Genomic DNA, 20375 nt, shown 5'->3' with positions numbered 1-20375 from the left:
AACCTTCACCCCAGACCCGCGGCCGAACACCGTCCCGCGCATGCTGGCCGCCCAGTTCGGCCTGGAGTTGAAACTGCTGCTGCGCAACGGCGAGCAACTGCTCTTGACCATGTTCATCCCGATCACGCTGCTGGTGGGGATGACGCTGCTGCCGTTGGGATCTTTCGGCACCAACCGCGCCGCCACGTTCGTCCCGGCCATCATGGCGCTCGCCGTCATCTCGACCGCCTTCACCGGCCAGGCCATCGCGGTCGCGTTCGATCGCCGCTACGGCGCGCTGAAGCGTCTCGGGGCTACCCCGCTGCCCGTTTGGGGCATCATCGCGGGCAAGTCGCTGGCGGTGGTCGCCGTCGTGTTCTTGCAAGCAATTCTGTTGGGCGCCATCGGCTTTGTGCTGGGGTGGCGCCCTGCACCGGGAGCTTTGGCGTTCGGGGCGGCGATCATCGCGCTTGGGACCGCCGGATTTGCCGCGCTCGGACTGCTACTGGGTGGGACGTTGCGCGCCGAGATCGTGCTGGCCGTCGCCAACCTGCTGTGGTTCGTCTTCGCCGGTTTCGGCGCGCTGACGTTGGAGACGGAAGTGATCCCGGCCGGGGTGAAATGGGCGGCCCGAGTGACGCCGTCGGGCGCGCTGACCGAAGCGCTGTCGCAGGCGATGGCGTTGTCGATGGACTGGTTCGGAGTGGTCGTCCTGGCGGTGTGGGGCACGCTGGGAGGATTGGCGGCGCTGCGCTGGTTCCGCTTCACCTGATTTCTTCGCGGCGCCGAGGCCCCGCCGCTTAAGCCCCGCCGACCCCGCGTCGAACGTGGGCCGCATGGCCCCGACACCGACACTTCGGGGACATAGGCCACACGCTCGGCGACGGTATCCCGCCGAAGCGCCGTCGACTCCGCGTCGAACGTGGGCCGCATGGCCCCGACACCGACACTTCGGGGACATAGGCCACACACTCGGCGACGGTATCCCGCCGAAGCCCCGCCGACCCCGCGTCGAACGTGGGCCGCATCGCCCCGACACCGACACTTCGGGGACAAAGGCCACACACTCGGCGACGCTAATCAGCGCCGAAGGCCAGCCGACGCCAGCTAGTCGGGGATGTAGTCGAAGTAGTCCGGGTGGCCGCCGGTGCGGCCCGCTTCACCCTGGTCGAGGCCCGTTATCGCCTCCACGTCTTCAGCGCCGAGTTCGAAGTCGAAGATGTCGAAATTCGACTTCATCCGCTCCGGCGACACCGACTTGGGGAAGACGACGTCACCGCGCTGGATGTGCCAGCGCAACACGACCTGTGCGGCAGACTTGCCGAGGTCGTCCGCGATCCGCTTGATCGTCGGGTCGCCGAGAACCTTGCCCTGAGCGATCGGCGACCACGCCTCCGTCACGATGCCGTGTGACTTCCCGTAGGCACGGACCTGGTCGTTGGCGAAGTAGGGGTGAACCTCGATCTGGTTGACCGCCGGCACCGTGTCGGATTCCTGCGCCAGCCGCTTGAGATGCAAGGTCTGGAAATTCGACACCCCGATGCTGCGCGCTCGCCCGTCGCGGGCGAATTCTTCAAGCACCGCCCAAGTCGAGACGAAGTCGCCGTCGTAGCGCGTCGGCAACGGCCAGTGAATGAGAAACAAGTCGACGTAGTCGGACTGCAGGGCGGCCAATGTCTCGTCGAATGCCCGACGGGCGTCATCGGGCCGGTGAGCACCGTTGTTGAGCTTGCTGGTGATGAAGACTTCCGAGCGGTCCAACCCCGCCTGGCGGACGCCTTGAGCGACTTCTTTCTCATTGCCGTACATCTGCGCCGTATCGATGTGTCGGTACCCGATCTCCAGTGCGGTGGCCACCGCGGCCGCGGTGTTCTCAGGCTCGATCTGGAAGACACCGAAACCCAGTTGCGGGATACGCGCGCCGTTATTGAGGGCAATGGCGGGAACGTTGGTCATCTCTCCTGCATAGTGCGCAACCGCAATCTTGGCCACGTCCGCCCTTACTACAAGTTGTAGTTTTCAGTGCCTTACGATCGGGCAGTGGCCGTGGGACGAGCGCTGTTGCGGGTGGTGGACCTGCTGCCCGACCCCAGCCTGCGTGTGCAACGGCTGATCGGCGCCGCCGTCATCCTGACTCAGGGTGGTATCGCGGTCACCGGAGCGATCGTCCGGGTCACCGCGTCCGGGCTGGGTTGCCCGACGTGGCCGCAGTGTTTTCCGGGCAGTTTCACGCCGGTAGCGGTCGCCGAGGTGCCGAGGATTCACCAGGCGGTCGAATTCGGCAACCGGATGATCACCTTCGCCGTGGTGCTTACCGCGGCTCTGGCGGTGCTGGCGGTCACCCGCGCGCGCCGACGGACCGAGGTGCTGGTGTACGCGTGGCTTATGCCGGCCTCGACGGTCGTGCAGGCGGTGATCGGCGGCATCACGGTGCGCACCGGGCTGCTGTGGTGGACGGTGGCCATCCATCTGCTGGCGTCGATGACGATGGTGTGGCTGTCGGTGTTGCTGTTCGTCAAGATCGGCGAGCCCGACGATGGTGTGGTCCAGCAGCGTGTGGCCCGGCCGCTCCGACTCCTCACGGCGCTGAGCGCGGTCAACCTCGCCTTGGTGCTGGTGACGGGCACCCTGGTGACGGCGGCCGGCCCGCACGCCGGCGACAAGAGCCCCAGCCGGACCGTTCCGCGCCTCAAGATCGAGATCACCACCCTGGTGCACGCGCACTCCTCGCTGTTGGTGTCGTATCTCGCGCTGGTGGTCGGTCTGGGCTTCGGGCTGCTTGCGGTCAGCGCCGGGCGCACAATCATGTTGCGGCTGGGCGTCTTGCTGGCCTTGATCGTCGCGCAGGCGGCCGTCGGCACCGCGCAGTACTACACCGGCGTGCCCGCCGTCCTGGTCGCCCTCCACGTGGCCGGCGCGGCCGCGTGCACGGCGGCCACCGCTGCCCTATGGGCGTCGATGCGAGAACGGGCCAAGCCCGAGCCGCTCCAAAGCTGATTCCACACACACCGCGAACTCCCGTTGGGCAAGCTCGCGGGTTTCGGCGCTCAGCCGCCGCCAGCCCAACGACGGATCGATCAGTTGTAGTTCCAGCAGGCGGTCGCCGGACAACTGGGCTCGCGCGTACAGCAGCTCGCCGGCCTCGATGCCCACCTGCGCCGCCGCGGCGGCCAGGGCAGCAGCGCCCGCATCCCAGAGTTCGAAGTCAAGCTCGTCCTCGTACAGTGAGTTGCCTCGCACCGAGAACGCGTGCGACGGTTTGCCGCCGAGAAACACCAGAAGCGACTCGCGAGCCGAATCACTATGCTGCACAAAGGCGTCACTGCCGGTGGCATGCAGGTCCGCAATGTAGGCGGCGGCCTTCGAGCGATCGCGGAAGCGCCGCGTGCCGACGGTCGAGCTGACGAAGATCCGGCCATGATCGGGTAACGCGACCCGCGCGCCCGGCCGATAGACCTCACCCGCGACGGTTTCCACGCCCCTTTCCGCCAGGTCGGTCAGATAGCCTCGGTCGACGTTCCACCGCACCACGGCGGGGGCGTTCAGCAGGTTCTGGACGCTGGTGGTCCAGGCCAGGAATTCGTCGAGGCGCTCCGAATAATCATGTGTGGCACGCAGGATCACCAGATGCGCGTCGGCTACTTCCGGGTCGTCCCAGGACAACCAACGGGCGTGCAGCCCACGCTGTCTCAGTGCCGCAACCAGGCCTTCGTCGTCGCCGTCACCGGTGACTCGCGCCGGACAACCCGCGAGCACGAGCCGCGGGTGGAAGACGTCCGGACGGGCGAGCTTCATCATCCGGCATGATATCCAAATGCATGCGATCCAAGTCCACGAAACTGGCGGCCCTGATGTCCTGAGCTACGGCGATGTGCCGCAACCGGAACCCGGCCACGGCGAGGTCTTGATCAAGTCGGAAGCCATCGGGGTCAACTTCATCGACACCTACTTCCGCAGCGGCCAGTATCCCCGACCGCTGCCGTTCGTCCTGGGCTCAGAGGTCGCCGGGACGGTCGCAGCGGTGGGCGCCGGGGTCGACGCCGCATTCAACGTCGGCGACCGGGTCGTCAGCGCCTCGGCCAACGGCGGCTATGCCGAATTCTGCACTGCACCAGCATTTTTGACCGCCAAACTACCGGAAAGCATTAGCTACGACGTTGCCGCGGCGGTGCTGCTCAAAGGATTGACCGCGCACTACCTACTGAAATCGGTATATCCGGTGCGGAGCGGCGACACCGTGCTGGTGCACGCGGGTGCCGGTGGGGTCGGACTCATCCTGACGCAGTGGGCCGTTCACCTGGGCGCCCGGGTGATCACCACCGTCTCCAACGAGGAGAAGGAGCGACTCTCCCGGCAGGCCGGCGCCGCCGAGGTGCTCCCCTACCCCGAGGACGCCTACCAGTTCGGTCAGCAGATCCGTTCGCTCACCGACGGCGCGGGAGTGGCGGCGGTCTACGACGGTGTTGGCGCAACAACTTTCGACGCCAGCCTGGCCAGCCTCGCCGTGCGCGGCACTTTGGCGTTGTTCGGAGCGGCCAGCGGCCCCGTTCCGCCGGTCGATCCGCAGCGCCTCAACTACGCCGGTTCGGTGTACCTCACCAGGCCATCGCTGGCCCACTTCATCCGCACCGCTGACGAATTCGCTTGGCGGGCCGACGAACTGTTCGACGTGATCAGCAGCGACGCCGTCACCATCGAAGTCAGCGGCCGCTACCCACTGGCCGAAGCGCGCAGGGCGCACGAAGACCTGCAGGGCCGCAAGACGGTGGGCTCAATCGTCTTGTTGCCCTAGCTCATTCCAGGTACCCGGGATCAGCGGCATCTTCGGGGCGCCGCCGTATTCGTCGTCGGCCAACACGGTCAGCCCCGCGGCCGTCTGCACGTTGTCGTCCGACACTGTGCCGGCAAAGCCAAATTTCCCGGCGCCCGCGTCGGACGCCACCGTCTCGGGCGGGTCGTCGGGGCTGGTTTCGTTGGGGTCCAAGTCGGCGAAAGCGTCGGCGTAACCGCGCATCGGCGCATCGTCCTTGCGCTGCTTGCGTCTCCGTCGCCGGGCAGCCGTCGCCGAAGCCAGCGCGGCGCTGTCCAACGCCGGCGACTTGGCCCGCGCGCTGGCGCTGACGCCGGTCTTGGTTCCCGAATCGAACCCGATGCCGGGACCACCACCGATGGCATACGGGAAGAACGGCGGACCGGCGGGAGCCGCGGGCGCCGAGGGCGACGGGGGGCCGCTGACGGTGCTGACCGTAGACACCGTTGGCGCAGGAGCAGCAGACGCGACGGACCCGGCGATCGTCGGGGCCGCAATGGCCGGCACCGCCGTCGCTCCGGCGGCGACGGGAGCAACCGGCGCGACGGCAGCCTCGACAGCCTCCGGTACGCCCAGGAACGCGAACGCTGCCACGGCGGCAACGGCCGCCGTGGCAGGCAGAGTCGACAGCGACGACCACGCCGGTGACGAGCCGATCAACGCGGCGAGCACGGGATGGGCAACAAGGTAGGTGGCGATCGATGCCGGTGAGATGCCAGCGAGAGACTGCAACGCCGCGATCGGGTTCGTCATCAACAGCTGAAGCCACTCCCGAAGGCCCGCGAATTCCTCCCCGAACAAGAAGAGCCGACTGACCCAGTAGCCGGGTTGGCCTGGCGTCGCAAACGCGGAGTACGGAATCCCGTTGAGTGTGCCGGCCTCGGGATCCCAGATGGTCCCGGTCACTCGCAGGAGTTGCTGGAAGATGTATTGCGGAATCAGCAGAATCTGCTCCAGCGGATTCGAGGACGCCGCCTCAGCCTTGACGATCTGTGGCGTCGGGGTGGTCGGCGGTGTCGACGCCACCGCGGTGGTCGCGGCTGCTTGATAAACCCCCATGGTGGTAGCGGCCTGAATCCACATGCGGACGTAATCCGCCTCATTCAGAGCGATCGGAATCGTGTTAATACCGAAGAAATTCGTCGCCACCAAGACGCCATGCGTGACGTGATTGGCGGCCAATTCGGCCAACGTCGGCATGGCGGCCAGTGCGGCCGTGTAGGCGGCAGCTGCCGCCTCGTGGTGCGCCGCCGCCGCGGCGCTGAGGGTGCTCGAAAGTATCAGCCACTCCAGATACGGCGCGTGGGCTGCCACATACGCTTCAGCGCTGGGGCCATCCCACGCTCCGCCTTGCACGGCGGCCAGCACGGCGAGCAGTTCGTCTGCCACAGAGGCATATTCGGCACTCAGCGAGCTCCAGGCACCGGCCGCGGACAACAACGAGCCCGGGCCGGGTCCACTACTCAGTAGTGCCGAATGCACCTCCGGAGGCGAAGCCATCCAGATGGGTGCGGTCATGGTTCAGCCGGTGACTGCCAACCGTGCGGTCAACGAGTCGGAGGCACAGTGACCGGAGGTAAACGAGCCGTCGGGAACGATGAGCAAAGTCATGCGGCACCTCCATTTTGTTCTTTGCGCGGACAAGCTCGAATCCGTGAGGGGATAAGTGCGATCCGATATCGCGACCGCCGGTCTCGCAAACCGAGAACCTCCGCCGAGCGGCGCCGCGAAGCGGCGGCACTACCAGACGTCGATGCGGCCTGCGGCATCAAAAGGGCGCGCTAGCTGGGATTTCGCTTCGATGTCGCGCCGACCGCTTGTCGTCCGCGCGGTGTGGACATGGCTTTTAATCGCGGTGGTTCTGATCCGTCAGATCAGGGTGGGCAACGCGATCGCCGAGTCGACCGCCAGCGCGCAGAACACCACCGCCAGGTAGTTGTTCGACTGCAGGAACAAGCGCAACGGCTTCACCGGCTCGCCCGCGCGTACCCCCGCGTACAACTGATGTGCCATGGCCAGGAACCAGACCCCGGCCAGCACGGCAACCGCCGCGTAGAGCCAACCGGCGGCCGGCGTCAACGCCAACGTCGCCAACACCGTCAGCCAGGTGTAGATCACGATCTGCTTGGTGACCTGTTGCTCGGTCGCCACGGTCGGCAGCATCGGCACACCGGCAACTTTGTAGTCCTCCTTGTACCGCATCGCCAACGCCCAGGTGTGCGGCGGCGTCCAGAAGAAAATGATGGCGAACATCGCCAGCGCCGGCCAGGTGATCGTCCCGGTGCTGGCGGACCAGCCGATCATCACCGGCATGCAGCCGGCCGCACCGCCCCAGACGACGTTTTGCGACGTGCGGCGCTTGAGCCACAGCGTGTACACGAAGACGTAAAAGGCGACGGTTGCCACGGCCAGAATCCCGGACAGCAGATTGGTCGTCCACCACAGCCAGCAGAAGGAACCCGCGGTCAGTACCAGACCCTGGATGAGGGCGTTCCTGGGCGGCACCGCCGCTCGCGCCAACGGCCGGCGGGCGGTCCGCTTCATCACCTTGTCGATATCGGCATCGGCCACGCAGTTGAGCGTGTTGGCGCCGCCGGCGGCCATCATGCCGCCAACCAGCGTGTTGAGGATGAGCAGCGGGTTCACGCTGCCACGGTGGGCCAGCAGCATTGCCGGTATCGCGGTGACCAGCAGCAGTTCGATGACCCGGGGCTTGGTCAACGCCAGGTAGGCCAACACCGTGCCGGAAATGCGGCGGGTGACACCGCCTTCTATTCGGCTAGGCGCGACGCGCCCGCGAACGCTCACGCATAAACTCCTCGGATCGCAGCCGCGCGCAGCTTCTACTACGCACGATGGTAGACCGCATCAGCACGACTGCGGCAGCCTAGGGGGCACTTGCCGCCGAATGCAAAGGTCGGATGGCCGGCAGGTTACGTTTCACGCCCGCTGAGTGGGTACCCCCTAACTGGGCCTGCTGCTGTCCGCTATCCCCCACTAGGGTGGACTTTGATCAGTTTTAATTCGCTGAGGATTGAGGGCTGAATTTGTGACCACACTCGAAGAGATCTCCGCGTTAACCCGACCGCGCCACCCTGACGATTGGACCGAGATCGATTCGGCTGCGGTCGACACGATCCGCGTCCTCGCCGCCGACGCCGTCCAAAAGGTGGGCAATGGCCACCCCGGCACGGCGATGAGCCTGGCCCCGCTGGCTTACACACTTTTCCAGCGCACCCTGCGGCACGATCCCAGCGATACCCATTGGCTCGGCCGCGACCGCTTCGTGCTGTCGGCGGGCCACAGCAGCCTGACCCTCTATCTGCAGCTCTACCTCGGCGGGTTCGGTCTCGAACTGGAGGACATCAAGGCGCTGCGGACCTGGAAGTCCAAGACACCCGGGCACCCGGAGTTCCGGCACACCCGGGGTGTGGAGATCACCACCGGGCCGTTGGGTCAGGGGTTGGCCTCGGCGGTCGGGATGGCGATGGCGTCCCGCTACGAACGTGGCCTGTTCGACCCGGACGCCGAACCCGGCACCAGCCCGTTCGACCACTACATCTACGTGATCGCCTCCGACGGTGACATCGAAGAGGGCGTGACGTCTGAAGCGTCGTCACTGGCGGGCGTGCAGCAACTGGGCAACCTCATCGTGTTCTACGACAGCAACCAGATCTCTATCGAGGACGACACCAAGATCGCGCTGTCCGAGGACACCGCGGCGCGCTACCGGGCCTACGGCTGGCACGTGCAGGAGGTGGAGGGCGGCGAGAACGTCGTAGGCATCGAGGAGGCGATCGCCAACGCCAAGGCCGAGACCGGCCGGCCGTCGTTCATCGTGCTGCGCACCATCATCGGTTACCCCGCGCCGAACCTGATGAACACCGGCAAGGCGCACGGCGCCGCTCTCGGCGACGAAGAGGTGGCCGAGGTGAAGAAGATCCTCGGTTTCGACCCCGACAAGACCTTCGAGGTGCGTGACGAGGTCATCGCGCACACCCGCAAGTTGGTTGAGCGCGGCAAGGAAGCCCACGAGAAGTGGCAGCAGGAGTTCGACGCCTGGGCCGAACGGGAACCCGAACGCAAGGCGCTGCTGGACCGGTTGATCGCCAATGAGTTGCCCGATGGTTGGGATGCCGACCTGCCCAAGTGGGAGCCTGGCTCCGACGCGGTGGCCACCCGCAAGGCCTCCCAGGACGTGCTCAACGCGGTCGGTCCGAAGTTGCCGGAGTTGTGGGGCGGTTCGGCCGACTTGGCGGGCAGCAACAACACCACCATCAAGGGCGCGAAATCGTTTGGGCCGCCATCGATCTCGACCAAGGACTACACCGCGGACTGGTATGGCCGCACCCTGCACTTCGGTGTGCGGGAGCACGCCATGGGCGCCATCCTGTCCGGCATCGTGCTGCACGGCCCCACCCGGGCGTACGGTGGCACGTTCTTGCAGTTCTCGGACTACATGCGTCCGGCCGTGCGGTTGGCGTCGCTGATGGATATCGACACCATCTACGTCTGGACGCACGATTCGATCGGGTTGGGCGAAGACGGCCCGACGCACCAACCGATCGAGCACCTCTCGGCGCTGCGGGCCATCCCCAACCTGTCGGTGGTGCGCCCGGCCGACGCCAATGAGACGGCGTACGCGTGGCGCACGATTTTGGCCCGCGGCAACGGAAGCGGCCCGGCCGGTTTGATGCTGACCCGCCAGAACGTGCCGGTGCTGGAAGGCACCAGCCTCGAAGGTGTCGCGCGCGGTGGTTACATCTTGGGCGGCGATGATGCTGAGGAACCGGACGTCGTGTTGATCGGCACCGGCTCCGAGGTCCAGCTCGCGGTCGAGGCGCAGAAGTTGCTGGCGGACAAGGACATCATCGCGCGGGTCGTGTCGATGCCATGCGTCGAGTGGTTCGAGTCCCAGCCCACCGAGTACCGCGACAGCGTGCTGCCACCGTCGGTGTCGGCGCGCGTGGCCGTCGAGGCCGGCGTCGCGCAATCGTGGCACAAGCTCGTCGGCGACACCGGAAAGATCGTCTCGATCGAGCACTTTGGCGAATCCGCCGATTACAAGACATTGTTCCGCGAATACGGCTTCACTGCTGAAGCCGTCGCTGCCGCCGCGGAAGAAGTCGTCGATAATTGAGAAAAGGTGATTCAAGATGACTCAGAATTCCAACCTCGCCGCGTTGAGCGCGGCAGGGGTGTCCGTATGGCTCGATGACTTGTCGCGCGACCGCATCAATTCCGGCAACCTGCAGGAACTGATCGACACCAAGAGCGTCGTGGGAGTGACCACCAACCCGTCCATCTTCCAAAAGGCGTTGGCGGACAGTAACACCTACGACGCGCAGATCGCCGAATTGGCCGAACGCGGCGCAGATGTCGACGCCACCATCCGCACCGTCACCACCGACGACGTACGCAACGCCTGCGACGTGCTGCGCCCGCAGTGGGAAGCGTCGGACGGGGTCGACGGTCGCGTGTCGATCGAGGTCGACCCGCGCTTGGCGCACGAAACCGAGAAGACCGTTCAGCAGGCCATCGAGCTGTGGAAGATCGTCGACCGCCCGAACCTGCTGATCAAGATCCCGGCCACCGAGGCCGGCATCCCGGCCATCGCCGCGACTCTGGCAGAAGGCATTTCGGTCAACGTCACGTTGATCTTCTCCGTCGAGCGCCACCGCGCGGTGATGGACGCCTACCTCGAGGGACTGGAGCGGGCCAAGGAAGCCGGCCACGACCTGTCCAAGATCCATTCTGTTGCTTCGTTTTTCGTGTCCCGGGTGGACACCGAGATCGACAAGCGGCTGGAGAAGATCGGCACCGAGGAAGCGCGCAAGCTGCTGGGCCGGGCGGCCGTCGCCAACGCGCGACTGGCTTATGCCGCCTACCAGGAGGTCTTCGAGGGCGGCGAGCGCTTTGCGGCGCTCAAGGCCCACGGGGCCCGGGTGCAGCGGCCGCTGTGGGCATCGACCGGCGTGAAGAACCCCGATTACTCCGACACCCTGTATGTCACCGAGCTGGTCGCTCCGGGAACGGTAAACACCATGCCGGAGAAGACACTTGACGCCGTCGCCGACCACGGCGAAATCCGGGGCGACACGGTGACCGGCACCGCTCCGGAAGCCCAGCAGGTGTTCGACAAGCTCCAGGCCATCGGAATCGACCTGGACGACGTCTTCATCGTGCTGGAGAACGAGGGTGTAGAGAAGTTCGAGGAATCCTGGAAGGACCTGCTCAAGGAGACTCAGGCGCAGCTCGACTCCGCCGACAAATGAGCCCAACGGCACCAACGCAGTGGCAGAACCCACTGCGAGACAAGCGCGATAAGCGACTGCCCAGAATCGCCGGGCCCTGCGGGATGGTGATTTTCGGCGTCACCGGCGATCTGGCGCGCAAGAAGGTGATGCCGGCGATCTACGACCTGGCCAACCGCGGCTTGCTACCGCCGACGTTTTCCCTGGTGGGTTTTGCCCGCCGAGACTGGACCACCCAGGACTTCGGCCAGGTGGTGCACGATGCCGTCAAACAGCATTGCCGGACGCCGTTTCGACAGGAGAACTGGGACCGGCTCGCCGAGGGATTTCGTTTCGTGCCAGGCGCTTTCGACGACGACGAAGCCTTCGCCCGGCTCGCCGAGACGCTGGAGAAGCTGGATGCCGAACGCGGCACGGGCGGCAATCACGCCTTCTACCTGGCGATCCCGCCGAAGTCCTTCCCGATCGTGTGCGAGCAGCTGTCCAGATCCGGCCTGGCCCGCCCGCAGGGCGACAGGTGGAGCCGGGTGGTCATCGAAAAGCCGTTCGGGCACGACCTGGCGAGCGCACAGGACCTGAACAGGACGGTCAATTCCGTCTTCCCCGAAGAGTCGGTGTTTCGGATCGACCACTATCTGGGCAAGGAGACGGTGCAGAACATCCTGGCGCTGCGATTCGCCAACCAGTTGTTCGACCCGATCTGGAACGCGCACTACGTCGACCACGTGCAGATCACCATGGCCGAGGACATCGGGCTGGGCGGTCGGGCCGGTTACTACGACGGCATCGGCGCGGCCCGCGACGTCATTCAGAACCACCTGATGCAGCTGTTGGCGCTGACCGCCATGGAGGAGCCGGTCAGCTTTACCCCAAAAGCGTTGCAGACCGAGAAGATCAAGGTGCTTTCCGCGACCCGGCTCGCCGAGCCCCTCGACGAGACCACCAGCCGGGGCCAATACGCCGCCGGCTGGCAAGGCGGCGAGAAGGTGGTCGGACTGCTCGATGAGGAGGGCTTCTCCAAGGACTCCGTCACCGAGACCTTTGCCGCCATCACGCTCGAGGTGGACACCCGGCGTTGGGCGGGGGTGCCGTTTTACCTGCGAACGGGAAAACGCTTGGGACGCAGGGTTACCGAGATAGCTTTGGTGTTCAAGCGCGCCCCGCATCTGCCGTTCGACGCCACCATGACCGATGAGCTCGGCGCCAACGCCATGGTCATCCGGGTGCAGCCCGACGAGGGCATCACACTGCGGTTCGGTTCCAAAGTCCCCGACACCGCAATGGAAGTCCGCGATGTCAACATGGACTTCTCCTACGGCTCGGCCTTTGCGGAGGAATCACCGGAAGCCTACGAGCGACTGATCCTCGACGTGCTGCTCGGTGAACCGTCCTTGTTTCCGGTCAACGAAGAGGTCGAATTGGCTTGGCAGATACTCGATCCGGTGCTGGAGAACTGGGCGGCCCACGGTAAACCTGAGCCGTACGAGGCGGGTACCTGGGGTCCGGAGTCGGCGTTCGAGATGCTGCGGCGTAGCGGCCGAGAATGGCGGCGGCCATGATCGTCACATTGCCTGAAACGACCACCACCGCGGTAAACAAGAAGCTCGACGGGCTGCGCGAAGAGGCCGGCATCGTCACGATGGGCCGGGTCCTCACGCTGATCATCGCGCCGGACAGTGACAACGTGCTGGAAGAGTCCATCCAGGCCGCCAATGACGCCAGCCACGAGCATCCCGCCCGAGTTATTGTCGCCATGCGCGGTGACCCGTACGCGGACAAACCGGGACTGGACGCCGAGATCCGGGTTGGTCGCGACGCCGGTGCCGGCGAGGTGGTGATCCTGCGGCTTTCGGGGGCGCTGTCCGGTCACGCCAACAGCGTGGTGGTCCCGTTCCTACTACCCGACATCCCGGTGGTGGCTTGGTGGCCCGACATCGCGCCGCCGGTCCCGGCGCAGGATCCGTTGGGCAAGCTGGCGATTCGCCGTATCACGGACGCCACCAACGCCGTCGACCCGTTGTCGGCGATCAAGAGCCGGCTGGCCGGCTACACCGCCGGCGACACCGACCTGGCCTGGAGCCGTATCACCTACTGGCGGGCGCTGCTGACCTCGGCGGCCGATCTGCCGCCGCACGAACCGATCGAGTCGGCCCTGATCTCCGGACTGAAAACCGAACCGGCCCTTGACGTGCTGGCCGGTTGGTTGGCGAGCCGCATCGACGGTCCGGTGCGCCGTGAGGTCGGCGAACTTAAGGTCGAGCTGGTACGCCAGAGCGAAACCATCACGTTGAGCCGACCCCAGGAGGGCACGACCGCCACCTTGAGCCGCACAGCCAAGCCAGATGCCCTGGTTCCGTTGCCGCGCAGGGTAACCGGGGAATGTCTGGCCGAAGACCTACGCCGCTTGGATGCCGACGAGATCTACCACGACGCCCTGGAGGGCATTAACAAAGTGCAGTACGTGTGAGTACCGAGATTCAGATTTTTCCGGACAGTGAGACCCTGGTCGAGGCTGCGGGCAACCGCCTGATCGACTCCATCCTCACCGCGGTCGCGTCCAGGGGACGCGCGCTGATCGTTTTGACCGGCGGGGGCAACGGCATTGCGGTGCTGCGCTACCTGACCAGTCCCAAGGCCACTTCCAACGGGCGCCACATCGACTGGTCCAAGGTGCACCTCTTCTGGGGTGACGACCGGTACGTCCCGGAAGACGACGACGAACGCAACGAAAAGCAGGCGCGCGAGGCGTTGCTCGACCACGTCGACATCCCGTCGAGCCAAGTGCACCCGATGCCGGCCAGCGATGGTGAGTACGGCGGGGACTTGGCGGCCGCAGCTCTGGCGTACGAGCAGGTGCTGGCCGCCAACGCCGACAACGGTGACCCCGCACCGGATTTCGATGTCCACCTGCTGGGGATGGGACCCGAGGGTCACATCAACTCGCTGTTCCCGGACACCGACGCCGTCCGCGAGACCACCCGCTTGGTGGTCGCCGTCGATGACTCCCCCAAACCACCGCCCGAACGAATCACCCTGACGCTGCCCGCGATTCAACGTTCCCGCGAGGTATGGCTGATGGTGTCCGGTTCGGGCAAGGCGGAGGCGGTGGCGGCCGCGATCGGTGGCGCGGACCCAGTGTCCTTACCGGCCGCGGGAGCCACCGGCCGCGACACCACGCTCTGGCTGTTGGACGAAGGCGCAGCGTCGCAGCTTCACGACCGCGCATAGCTCGAGGCCGGCGTCAACCGCTGTTGCGCAGCGCGCTGGCCAGACCGTTCATGGTGAGCAAGATGCCGCGCTGTACCAAGTCGCTGTCCTCACCGGAACGGTAGCGGCGCAACAACTCCACCTGCAGATGATTCAGCGGCTCCAGATACGGGAACCGGTTGAACACCGACCGCGCCAGGGCCGGATTGTCGGCCAGCAGGTCGTCTTGGCCGGTGATCCGTTTGTACATCGCGATGGTGCGGCGGTGCTCGTCGACGATCTTGTCAAACACCCGGTGCCGCAACGCTTCATCTTCGACCAGCTCGGAGTACCGCGCTGCCAGGCCAAGGTCGCTCTTGGCCAACACCTGCGCCATGTTGGACAGCACGCTGCGGAAGAACGGCCATCGCTGGTACAGGTCGTGCAGAGTTGCCAGCCGGTCTTCCTCGCTTTCCGGACCGGCCTGGACCCACTGCTCGAACGCCGAACCCGTGCCGTACCAACCGGGCAGCATCACCCGCGACTGGCTCCACGCCAACACCCACGGGATGGCGCGCAGGTCGGCGATGGACTCGGTTGGCTTGCGAGAACTGGGCCGGCTGCCGATGTTCAGCGACCCGATTTCACTCACCGGCGTCGAAGCCTTGAAGTATTCGACGAAACCGTCCGTCTCATGGACCAATTCGGCGTAGGAGCGCTGCGCCAGGGCGGCCACTTCCTCGAGCACCGCATAGGCCGGCTCCGCCGTGTCGCCAAGGCCCTCGACATCCAGCAATGTCGATTCCAGCGTCGCGGCCAACAGACTTTCCAGATTGCGCCGCGCCAGTTGGGGTTCGGCGTACTTGGCGGCAATCACCTCACCCTGCTCGGTGAGCCGCAGCGAACCGCTCACCGCACCCGGCGGCTGCGCCAGGATGGCCTGATAGCTAGGGCCCCCGCCGCGACCGACGGTGCCGCCGCGGCCGTGGAAGAGCCGCAACCGAATTCCGGTCTTCCGGGCTGTCTCGACCAGTGCGAGCTCGGCGCGATAGACCGCCCAGTTGGCCGCCAGATACCCGCCGTCCTTGTTGGAGTCAGAGTAGCCCAGCATGACCTCTTGGAAGTCTCCGCGCGCGGCGACGATCTTCCGGTACAGCGGAAGTTCCAGCATCGCGTGCAGAATCGATGCCCCGTTGTGCAGATCGTCGATCGTTTCGAACAGCGGTGAAATGCCCACCGGGCAATACGGTTCGTCACCAGAGGCGTCCAGCAGGCCCGCCTCCTTGAGCAGGATCGCCGTCTCCAAGACGTCGGATACCGAACGACACATGGAGATGACGTAGTTGGGTACCGCGGCGGGACCGTAGGTCCGCACCGCGTAGGCGGCGGCCGAGACGATTTCCAGTTCACTGCGCGCCAGATCGGACAGTTGGCCGCGGTCGCCGATCAGCGGACGGCGGGTGCCCAGTTCGGCGGCCAGCAGTTCGACCCGTTGGTCTTCGGGCAGCGAACGGTAGTCGTGGTGCACGCCCGCCCACGCGAGCAACTCGGCCACCACCTCCTCGTGCACGTCCGAGTTCTGCCGCAGATCCAGGCCGCACAGGTGGAACCCGAAGACGTGCACTCCTTCGCGAAGCAGCGCCAGCCTGTCGTCGGCCAACAACGAGCTGCCGTGCGTGCGCAACGACGCGTCGATGGTGTCCAGGTCGGCCCGCAGCTCGGCCGGGTCTTGATAACGCGGCAAATCCAGGTCCAGCAGGTGCTGCGGTTGCCGGTCCAGGATCGCCGCGGCGGTCGCAGAGAGCCGCGCGCGGATCACCCGCACCGCGCGGCGGTAGGGCTCGTCATCGCGAGCCTTGTCCTGACAGCCGTCGGCCAGGGCGGCCAACTCGGGTGTCACGCTTAGTAGCCGCGACGACATCGACAGCTCCTGTTCGAGCTGGTCGAGTTCGGCGAGGTAATGGGCCAAGGCGGTGTAGGCGGCGCCACCGGTGGCCAGCCGCACCACGTCGGCGGTCACGTTCGGGTTGCCGTCGCGGTCCCCGCCGATCCAGGAACCCGGCTGCACAAAGGGTTCGGACAGCAAGTCGGTGCCGGGCCACAGCTCCCGCAAGGCCTCTCGAACCTCGGCGTTGATCTGCGGGACGACCTTGAAGAACGCTTGCGGATACATCCGGTGCCCGACGGCGATCTCATCGCTGATCTGCAGCCGCGACAGGCGAATCAGCGCGGTCTGCCACAGGGTGAGGATCTGGCGCCGCAGCTCCAATTCGATGCTGCGGCCGTCGTCGGTCTCGGTGTGGCCCTCGGCCCGCAGGCGCACCAGTTCGGTGATCCGATGCTGAGTGACGAAGACGGTGCGCCGACGGGTTTCGGTGGGGTGTGCGGTGATCACCGGCGACACCAGTGCTCCCCGAAGCGCATCGGCCACCGTCTCCGAATCCAGGTCGGCCTCTTTGAGCTTCAGGTATGTCGCGGCCAGGGTGCTGTGCGGTGGGGGTTCACCGGCGGCGACGTGAATGCCGCGGCGCCGTTCCCGGTGGATGTCCTCGGCCACGTTTGCCAGCAGTGCGAAATGGGTGAATGCCCGGATGACAGGCAATGCCTGGTGGATGTCGATGCCGTCGAACATGTGCGAGATCTCGGCGCGGTCGATCTCGGAACGCCGCACCCGGAAGGACTCCACCCGGGCCCGCTCGACGAGCTCGAAAATCTCGTCCCCGTTCTGCTCGCGCACGGTGTCGCCGAGGATGGCACCCAGCAGCCGGATGTCGGCGCGCATCGGCTCTGTCGCCTCACGGCCCAGCTTGGTGCGGTGAACGTCGCCGATCGGTTCCAGCGCGGTGTCAGAAACCTCAACCATGGGTCCCAGTATTAGCGACCTGCGCGCCCGGCGCCTGTCGGCGGGTGGCCGTTCGGTAGGCTTCCTGTCGTGGAGTTGGCTTTGCAGATCACGCTCGTGGTCACCAGCGTGCTGGTGGTGCTGTTGGTGCTGCTGCACCGAGCGAAGGGTGGCGGCCTGTCCACGCTGTTCGGCGGCGGTGTGCAGTCCAGCCTGTCCGGATCAACCGTGGTCGAGAAGAACCTGGACCGATTGACGCTGTTCATCACCGGTATCTGGCTGGTGTCCATCATCGGCGTAGCGCTGCTGATCAAGTACCAGTGACGTTGTGAGTTACCCGCACGGCGCCTGGGGCCAGGGGCCCGGTCAAGGAATTGCCGTCACCACGCACTTCTTCCCTCTGGCGTTCATGTTGGCGCTGTTCAAGCCGCTGATTTCGGTCAACGGGTATCAGGTGCCGGTGGTCGGTTGGGGCCGCACCGTGATCCCGATGCCAGCGGGCCAGCACCGCGTGCATGTACACATCCCCTACTGGTTGATCTCCCAGCTCGGACCGGCCGACACCCTGGTCGACGTCTACCCGGGTCACTTCGTGGAACTGGAATACAAGGCGCCGGTCTGGGGGTTCAGTGCGGGTTCCCTGGGTTACCCACCGCAGAGCTTCAACGGCGTTGGCATCACCGTCGCTGTGATAGCCGCCACCACGGCGTTCGCGCTGTTATTTCCGTTGCTGTTGCTGCTCGTCGCCATCTGACGCCCAGCCGGTTCTTCGGTACCAGCGGCTACAACGGCAAGGGCATAATGCTCGCCTCCATAGCGTTGCTGGTGGCGTTGTCCAACGTGATGGCGCCAGGGAGGCTCATGACCGCAACCATAGGATTCGTCGACGGATTTGCCGACTTCTGGAAGGCGCCGGTACCGGAGCGACTGCAAGACCTCCTTCATGACGACGTGGTGTTGAGACAACCGCTCTCACCGCCACGGCACGGATTGCCCGCAGCCCAACGAGAGTTCGCCAGGCTGCTGCGCCTGTTGCCCGACCTGCACGCGGAGGTCGACCGGTGGAGTCGGACGGGCGACGTGCTGTTCATCGAGTTCCGACTGATCGCTCGGGTCGGGACAGAGACAGTCGAGTGGCCAGCCACCGACCGCTTCCTGCTGCGCGGTGACAAAGCCGTGGAACGCGTGAGTTACTTCGATTCGTTACCGCTGGTGATGAAGCTGCTCAAGCATCCGTCGATCTGGCTCGGCTGGCTACGGCAAGCGGACCGCCGTTAGCATCGCTAAGGCAAGGGCCCGCCGGCTGCGATGGCCGCCAGCGTCGCGAACTGCTCCCCGTCCAACGACGCGCCGCCAACCAGGCCGCCGTCGATGTCCTCCTGAGCCACCAGCTCTCCGACATTTTTCGCGTTCACCGAGCCGCCGTAGAGCACCCGCACGGAGTCGGCAATCTGCGGTGTGGCCAGTGACGCCAGCTCCTTGCGAATGGCCGCGCACACTTCCTGCGCGTCGGCGGAGCTGGCCACCCTTCCGGTGCCGATCGCCCAGACCGGCTCATAGGCGATGACGACCTTGCTGATCTGCTCGGCCGACAGCCCGGCCAGCGAGCCGCGCAACTGTTCGATGTTGTGGCTCACGTGGTTTCCCGCCTCGCGGACCTCGAGGTGCTCACCGATGCAGACGATCGGCGTCAGCTCGTGCTTGAGCGCGGCCGCGGCCTTGGCGGCCACCAGCGCGTCGTCCTCGTTGTGGTAGGTGCGCCGCTCGGAGTGCCCGACGACCACGTAGCTGCAACCCAGCTTGGCCAGGAACGCGCCGCTGATGTCTCCGGTGTAGGCACCCGAATCGTGTTGCGACAAGTCTTGACCGCCATAGGTCAAACGCAGCTTGTCGCCGTCCACCAGGGTCTGCACACTGCGCAGGTCGGTGAACGGCGGGAGGACGGTGACGTCCACCTTGTCGTAGTACTTGTCCGGCAACGAGAATGCGATCTTTTGCACCAGCGCGATCGCCTCGAAGTGGTTCAGGTTCATCTTCCAGTTGCCGGCGATCAGCGGCTTGCGGCTCACGAATCTTCTCCCGTCGGCTGTTCGCTTGCGAGCACCTCGATGCCCGGAAGTGTTTTGCCCTCAAGGTATTCCAACGACGCGCCGCCACCCGTTGAGATGTGCGAGAAAGCGTCTTCGGGGATTTTCAGCGCGCGGACCGCGGCGGCGGAGTCGCCACCGCCGACCACACTGAAGGCGCCCTTCTGGGTTGCGGCGACGATCGCTTCGGCCACCCCCCGGGTCCCCGCGGCGTACGCCGGGAACTCGAATACGCCCATGGGTCCGTTCCAGAACACGGTCTTGGCGTTGGACAGCAACGCGGCGAACCGTTTGACCGATCCCGGCCCGATATCCAGACCGATCATGTCGTCCGGAATTGCGTTGGCGGCCACGAACTGCGGGGCCGAGTCCGCGGCGAACTTTTCGGTCACCACGATGTCGCCGGGCAGCCGCAGCACGTCGGCATAGGTGTCGAGCAGGTTGCGGCAGGTCTCCACCATGTGTTCTTCAAGCAGCGACTTGCCAACCGAATAGCCCTGCGCGGCAAGGAATGTGAAACACATGCCGCCGCCGATCACGATGCTGTCGGCTTTGGTGGCCAGCGACTCGATGACACCGAGCTTGTCGGACACCTTGGACCCACCGAGCACCACCGCGTACGGCCGCTCGGTCGAGGTGGTCAGCTGCTCGAGCACCTTGATCTCGTCGGCGACCAGCGTGCCGGCGTAGTGCGGCAGCAGGGTTGCGACGTCGTACACCGAGGCCTGCTTGCGATGCACCACCCCGAAGCCGTCGGAGACGAAAGCGCCTCCGGGACTGACCAACTCGGCCAGCTGCTTGGCAAGTGACAGACGTTCGTCGTCGTTCTTGCTGGTCTCCCGCTTGTCGAAACGGATGTTCTCCAGCAGCAGGATGTCGCCTTCGGTGAGCCCTTCGGCGCGGGCCAGTGCGTCGGTGCCGACCACATCGCCGGCCAGTTGCACGTGCCGCCCCAGTTGCTCACCCAGCGCCGCGGCGACGGGCGCCAGCGACAGCTTGGGGTCCGGCCCGTCCTTGGGACGTCCGAGGTGAGCGGTGACCACCAATCTGGCGCCGGCATCCAGCAACGCCTTCAATGTCGGCACCGAGGCCGTGATCCGGCCCGAGTCGGTAATCGCGCCGTCCTCGTCGAGTGGCACATTCAGGTCGGAGCGCACCAGCACCGCACGACCCGAAACACCCTCGTCGAGAAGCTCTTTGAGAGTCGGGACGCCCAC

The 20375-nt window shown here is 65.8% G+C and carries 18 protein-coding genes; 11 read left to right on the top strand and 7 right to left on the bottom strand.

Annotated elements, in window-relative coordinates; genetic code table 11:
- Nucleotides 1–40 precede the first annotated feature (40 nt).
- On the top strand, nucleotides 41–751 hold the full coding sequence (locus BST27_RS11210) for an ABC transporter permease (RefSeq protein ID WP_079219884.1): 711 nt from the start codon (nucleotides 41–43) through the stop codon (nucleotides 749–751).
- 335 nt (nucleotides 752–1086) lie between these two features.
- On the opposite strand, the gene BST27_RS11205 is transcribed toward BST27_RS11210, so the two are convergent.
- On the bottom strand, nucleotides 1087–1935 hold the full coding sequence (locus BST27_RS11205) for an aldo/keto reductase (protein ID WP_069418596.1): 849 nt from the start codon (nucleotides 1933–1935) through the stop codon (nucleotides 1087–1089).
- 66 nt (nucleotides 1936–2001) lie between these two features.
- Between BST27_RS11205 and BST27_RS11200 the strand changes: the two genes are divergently transcribed.
- Nucleotides 2002–2976, top strand: a complete 975-nt coding sequence (locus BST27_RS11200; RefSeq protein ID WP_372515513.1) for a COX15/CtaA family protein — start codon at nucleotides 2002–2004, stop codon at nucleotides 2974–2976.
- Here the strand turns inward: BST27_RS11200 and BST27_RS11195 are convergent.
- On the bottom strand, nucleotides 2926–3774 hold the full coding sequence (locus tag BST27_RS11195) for an ATP-grasp domain-containing protein (protein ID WP_069418597.1): 849 nt from the start codon (nucleotides 3772–3774) through the stop codon (nucleotides 2926–2928). The genes BST27_RS11200 and BST27_RS11195 overlap by 51 nt on opposite strands.
- A 19-nt stretch (nucleotides 3775–3793) precedes the next feature.
- On the opposite strand from BST27_RS11195, the gene BST27_RS11190 reads away from it, so the two are divergent.
- Nucleotides 3794–4771, top strand: a complete 978-nt coding sequence (locus tag BST27_RS11190; RefSeq protein WP_069418483.1) for a quinone oxidoreductase family protein — start codon at nucleotides 3794–3796, stop codon at nucleotides 4769–4771.
- Here the strand turns inward: BST27_RS11190 and BST27_RS11185 are convergent.
- The gene (locus tag BST27_RS11185) at nucleotides 4751–6307 is read right to left on the bottom strand and encodes a PPE family protein (protein WP_069418484.1); all 1557 of its coding nucleotides are present in this window, start codon (nucleotides 6305–6307) and stop codon (nucleotides 4751–4753) included. The two genes, BST27_RS11190 and BST27_RS11185, sit on opposite strands and share 21 nt — an antisense overlap.
- Before the next feature lie 351 nt (nucleotides 6308–6658).
- Nucleotides 6659–7597 carry a heme o synthase gene (locus tag BST27_RS11180; RefSeq protein WP_069418485.1) on the bottom strand — a complete coding sequence of 313 codons (939 nt, stop codon included), beginning with the start codon at nucleotides 7595–7597 and terminating at the stop codon, nucleotides 6659–6661.
- A 241-nt stretch (nucleotides 7598–7838) separates the two neighbouring features.
- Between BST27_RS11180 and tkt the strand changes: the two genes are divergently transcribed.
- Genes tkt through pgl form a run of 5 tightly spaced genes read left to right on the top strand, consistent with a single transcriptional unit; the run spans nucleotide 7839 to nucleotide 14271 of the window.
- Nucleotides 7839–9929, top strand: coding sequence for a transketolase (tkt, locus tag BST27_RS11175; RefSeq protein ID WP_069418486.1), 2091 nt, complete (start codon nucleotides 7839–7841; stop codon nucleotides 9927–9929).
- A gap of 16 nt (nucleotides 9930–9945) precedes the next feature.
- Nucleotides 9946–11064: a transaldolase gene (tal, locus tag BST27_RS11170; RefSeq protein WP_069418487.1), complete on the top strand. Its 1119-nt coding sequence runs from the start codon at nucleotides 9946–9948 to the stop codon at nucleotides 11062–11064.
- Nucleotides 11061–12602 (top strand): glucose-6-phosphate dehydrogenase, encoded by a 1542-nt coding sequence (zwf, locus tag BST27_RS11165; RefSeq protein WP_069418488.1) that lies wholly within the window; start codon nucleotides 11061–11063, stop codon nucleotides 12600–12602. The genes tal and zwf overlap by 4 nt, the downstream gene beginning before the upstream one ends.
- Nucleotides 12599–13510, top strand: a complete 912-nt coding sequence (gene opcA, locus BST27_RS11160) for a glucose-6-phosphate dehydrogenase assembly protein OpcA (RefSeq protein ID WP_069418598.1) — start codon at nucleotides 12599–12601, stop codon at nucleotides 13508–13510. Before zwf ends, opcA begins: the two co-directional genes overlap by 4 nt.
- Nucleotides 13507–14271, top strand: coding sequence for a 6-phosphogluconolactonase (pgl, locus tag BST27_RS11155; protein ID WP_069418489.1), 765 nt, complete (start codon nucleotides 13507–13509; stop codon nucleotides 14269–14271). The genes opcA and pgl overlap by 4 nt, the downstream gene beginning before the upstream one ends.
- A 13-nt stretch (nucleotides 14272–14284) precedes the next feature.
- Here the strand turns inward: pgl and ppc are convergent, their stop codons facing one another.
- Nucleotides 14285–17092: a phosphoenolpyruvate carboxylase gene (ppc, locus tag BST27_RS11150; RefSeq protein ID WP_069418490.1), complete on the bottom strand. Its 2808-nt coding sequence runs from the start codon at nucleotides 17090–17092 to the stop codon at nucleotides 14285–14287.
- Nucleotides 17093–17161: 69 nt separating this feature from the next.
- On the opposite strand from ppc, the gene secG reads away from it, so the two are divergent.
- From secG to BST27_RS11135, 3 genes are all read left to right on the top strand, one after another.
- Nucleotides 17162–17395 carry a preprotein translocase subunit SecG gene (gene secG / locus BST27_RS11145; protein WP_069418491.1) on the top strand — a complete coding sequence of 78 codons (234 nt, stop codon included), beginning with the start codon at nucleotides 17162–17164 and terminating at the stop codon, nucleotides 17393–17395.
- 4 nt (nucleotides 17396–17399) lie between these two features.
- Nucleotides 17400–17825 carry a hypothetical protein gene (locus tag BST27_RS11140; protein ID WP_232007233.1) on the top strand — a complete coding sequence of 142 codons (426 nt, stop codon included), beginning with the start codon at nucleotides 17400–17402 and terminating at the stop codon, nucleotides 17823–17825.
- Nucleotides 17826–17932: 107 nt separating this feature from the next.
- Nucleotides 17933–18349, top strand: coding sequence for a nuclear transport factor 2 family protein (locus BST27_RS11135; RefSeq protein ID WP_069418492.1), 417 nt, complete (start codon nucleotides 17933–17935; stop codon nucleotides 18347–18349).
- 5 nt (nucleotides 18350–18354) lie between these two features.
- Here the strand turns inward: BST27_RS11135 and tpiA are convergent, their stop codons facing one another.
- Nucleotides 18355–19140: a triose-phosphate isomerase gene (gene tpiA, locus BST27_RS11130; protein WP_069418493.1), complete on the bottom strand. Its 786-nt coding sequence runs from the start codon at nucleotides 19138–19140 to the stop codon at nucleotides 18355–18357.
- The gene (locus tag BST27_RS11125) at nucleotides 19137–20375 is read right to left on the bottom strand and encodes a phosphoglycerate kinase (protein WP_069418494.1); all 1239 of its coding nucleotides are present in this window, start codon (nucleotides 20373–20375) and stop codon (nucleotides 19137–19139) included. The genes tpiA and BST27_RS11125 overlap by 4 nt, the downstream gene beginning before the upstream one ends.

The sequence above is a fragment of the Mycobacterium intermedium genome, assembly GCF_002086275.1.
Classification (GTDB): domain Bacteria; phylum Actinomycetota; class Actinomycetes; order Mycobacteriales; family Mycobacteriaceae; genus Mycobacterium; species Mycobacterium intermedium.
This window is presented reverse-complemented; position numbering and strand designations above follow the sequence as displayed.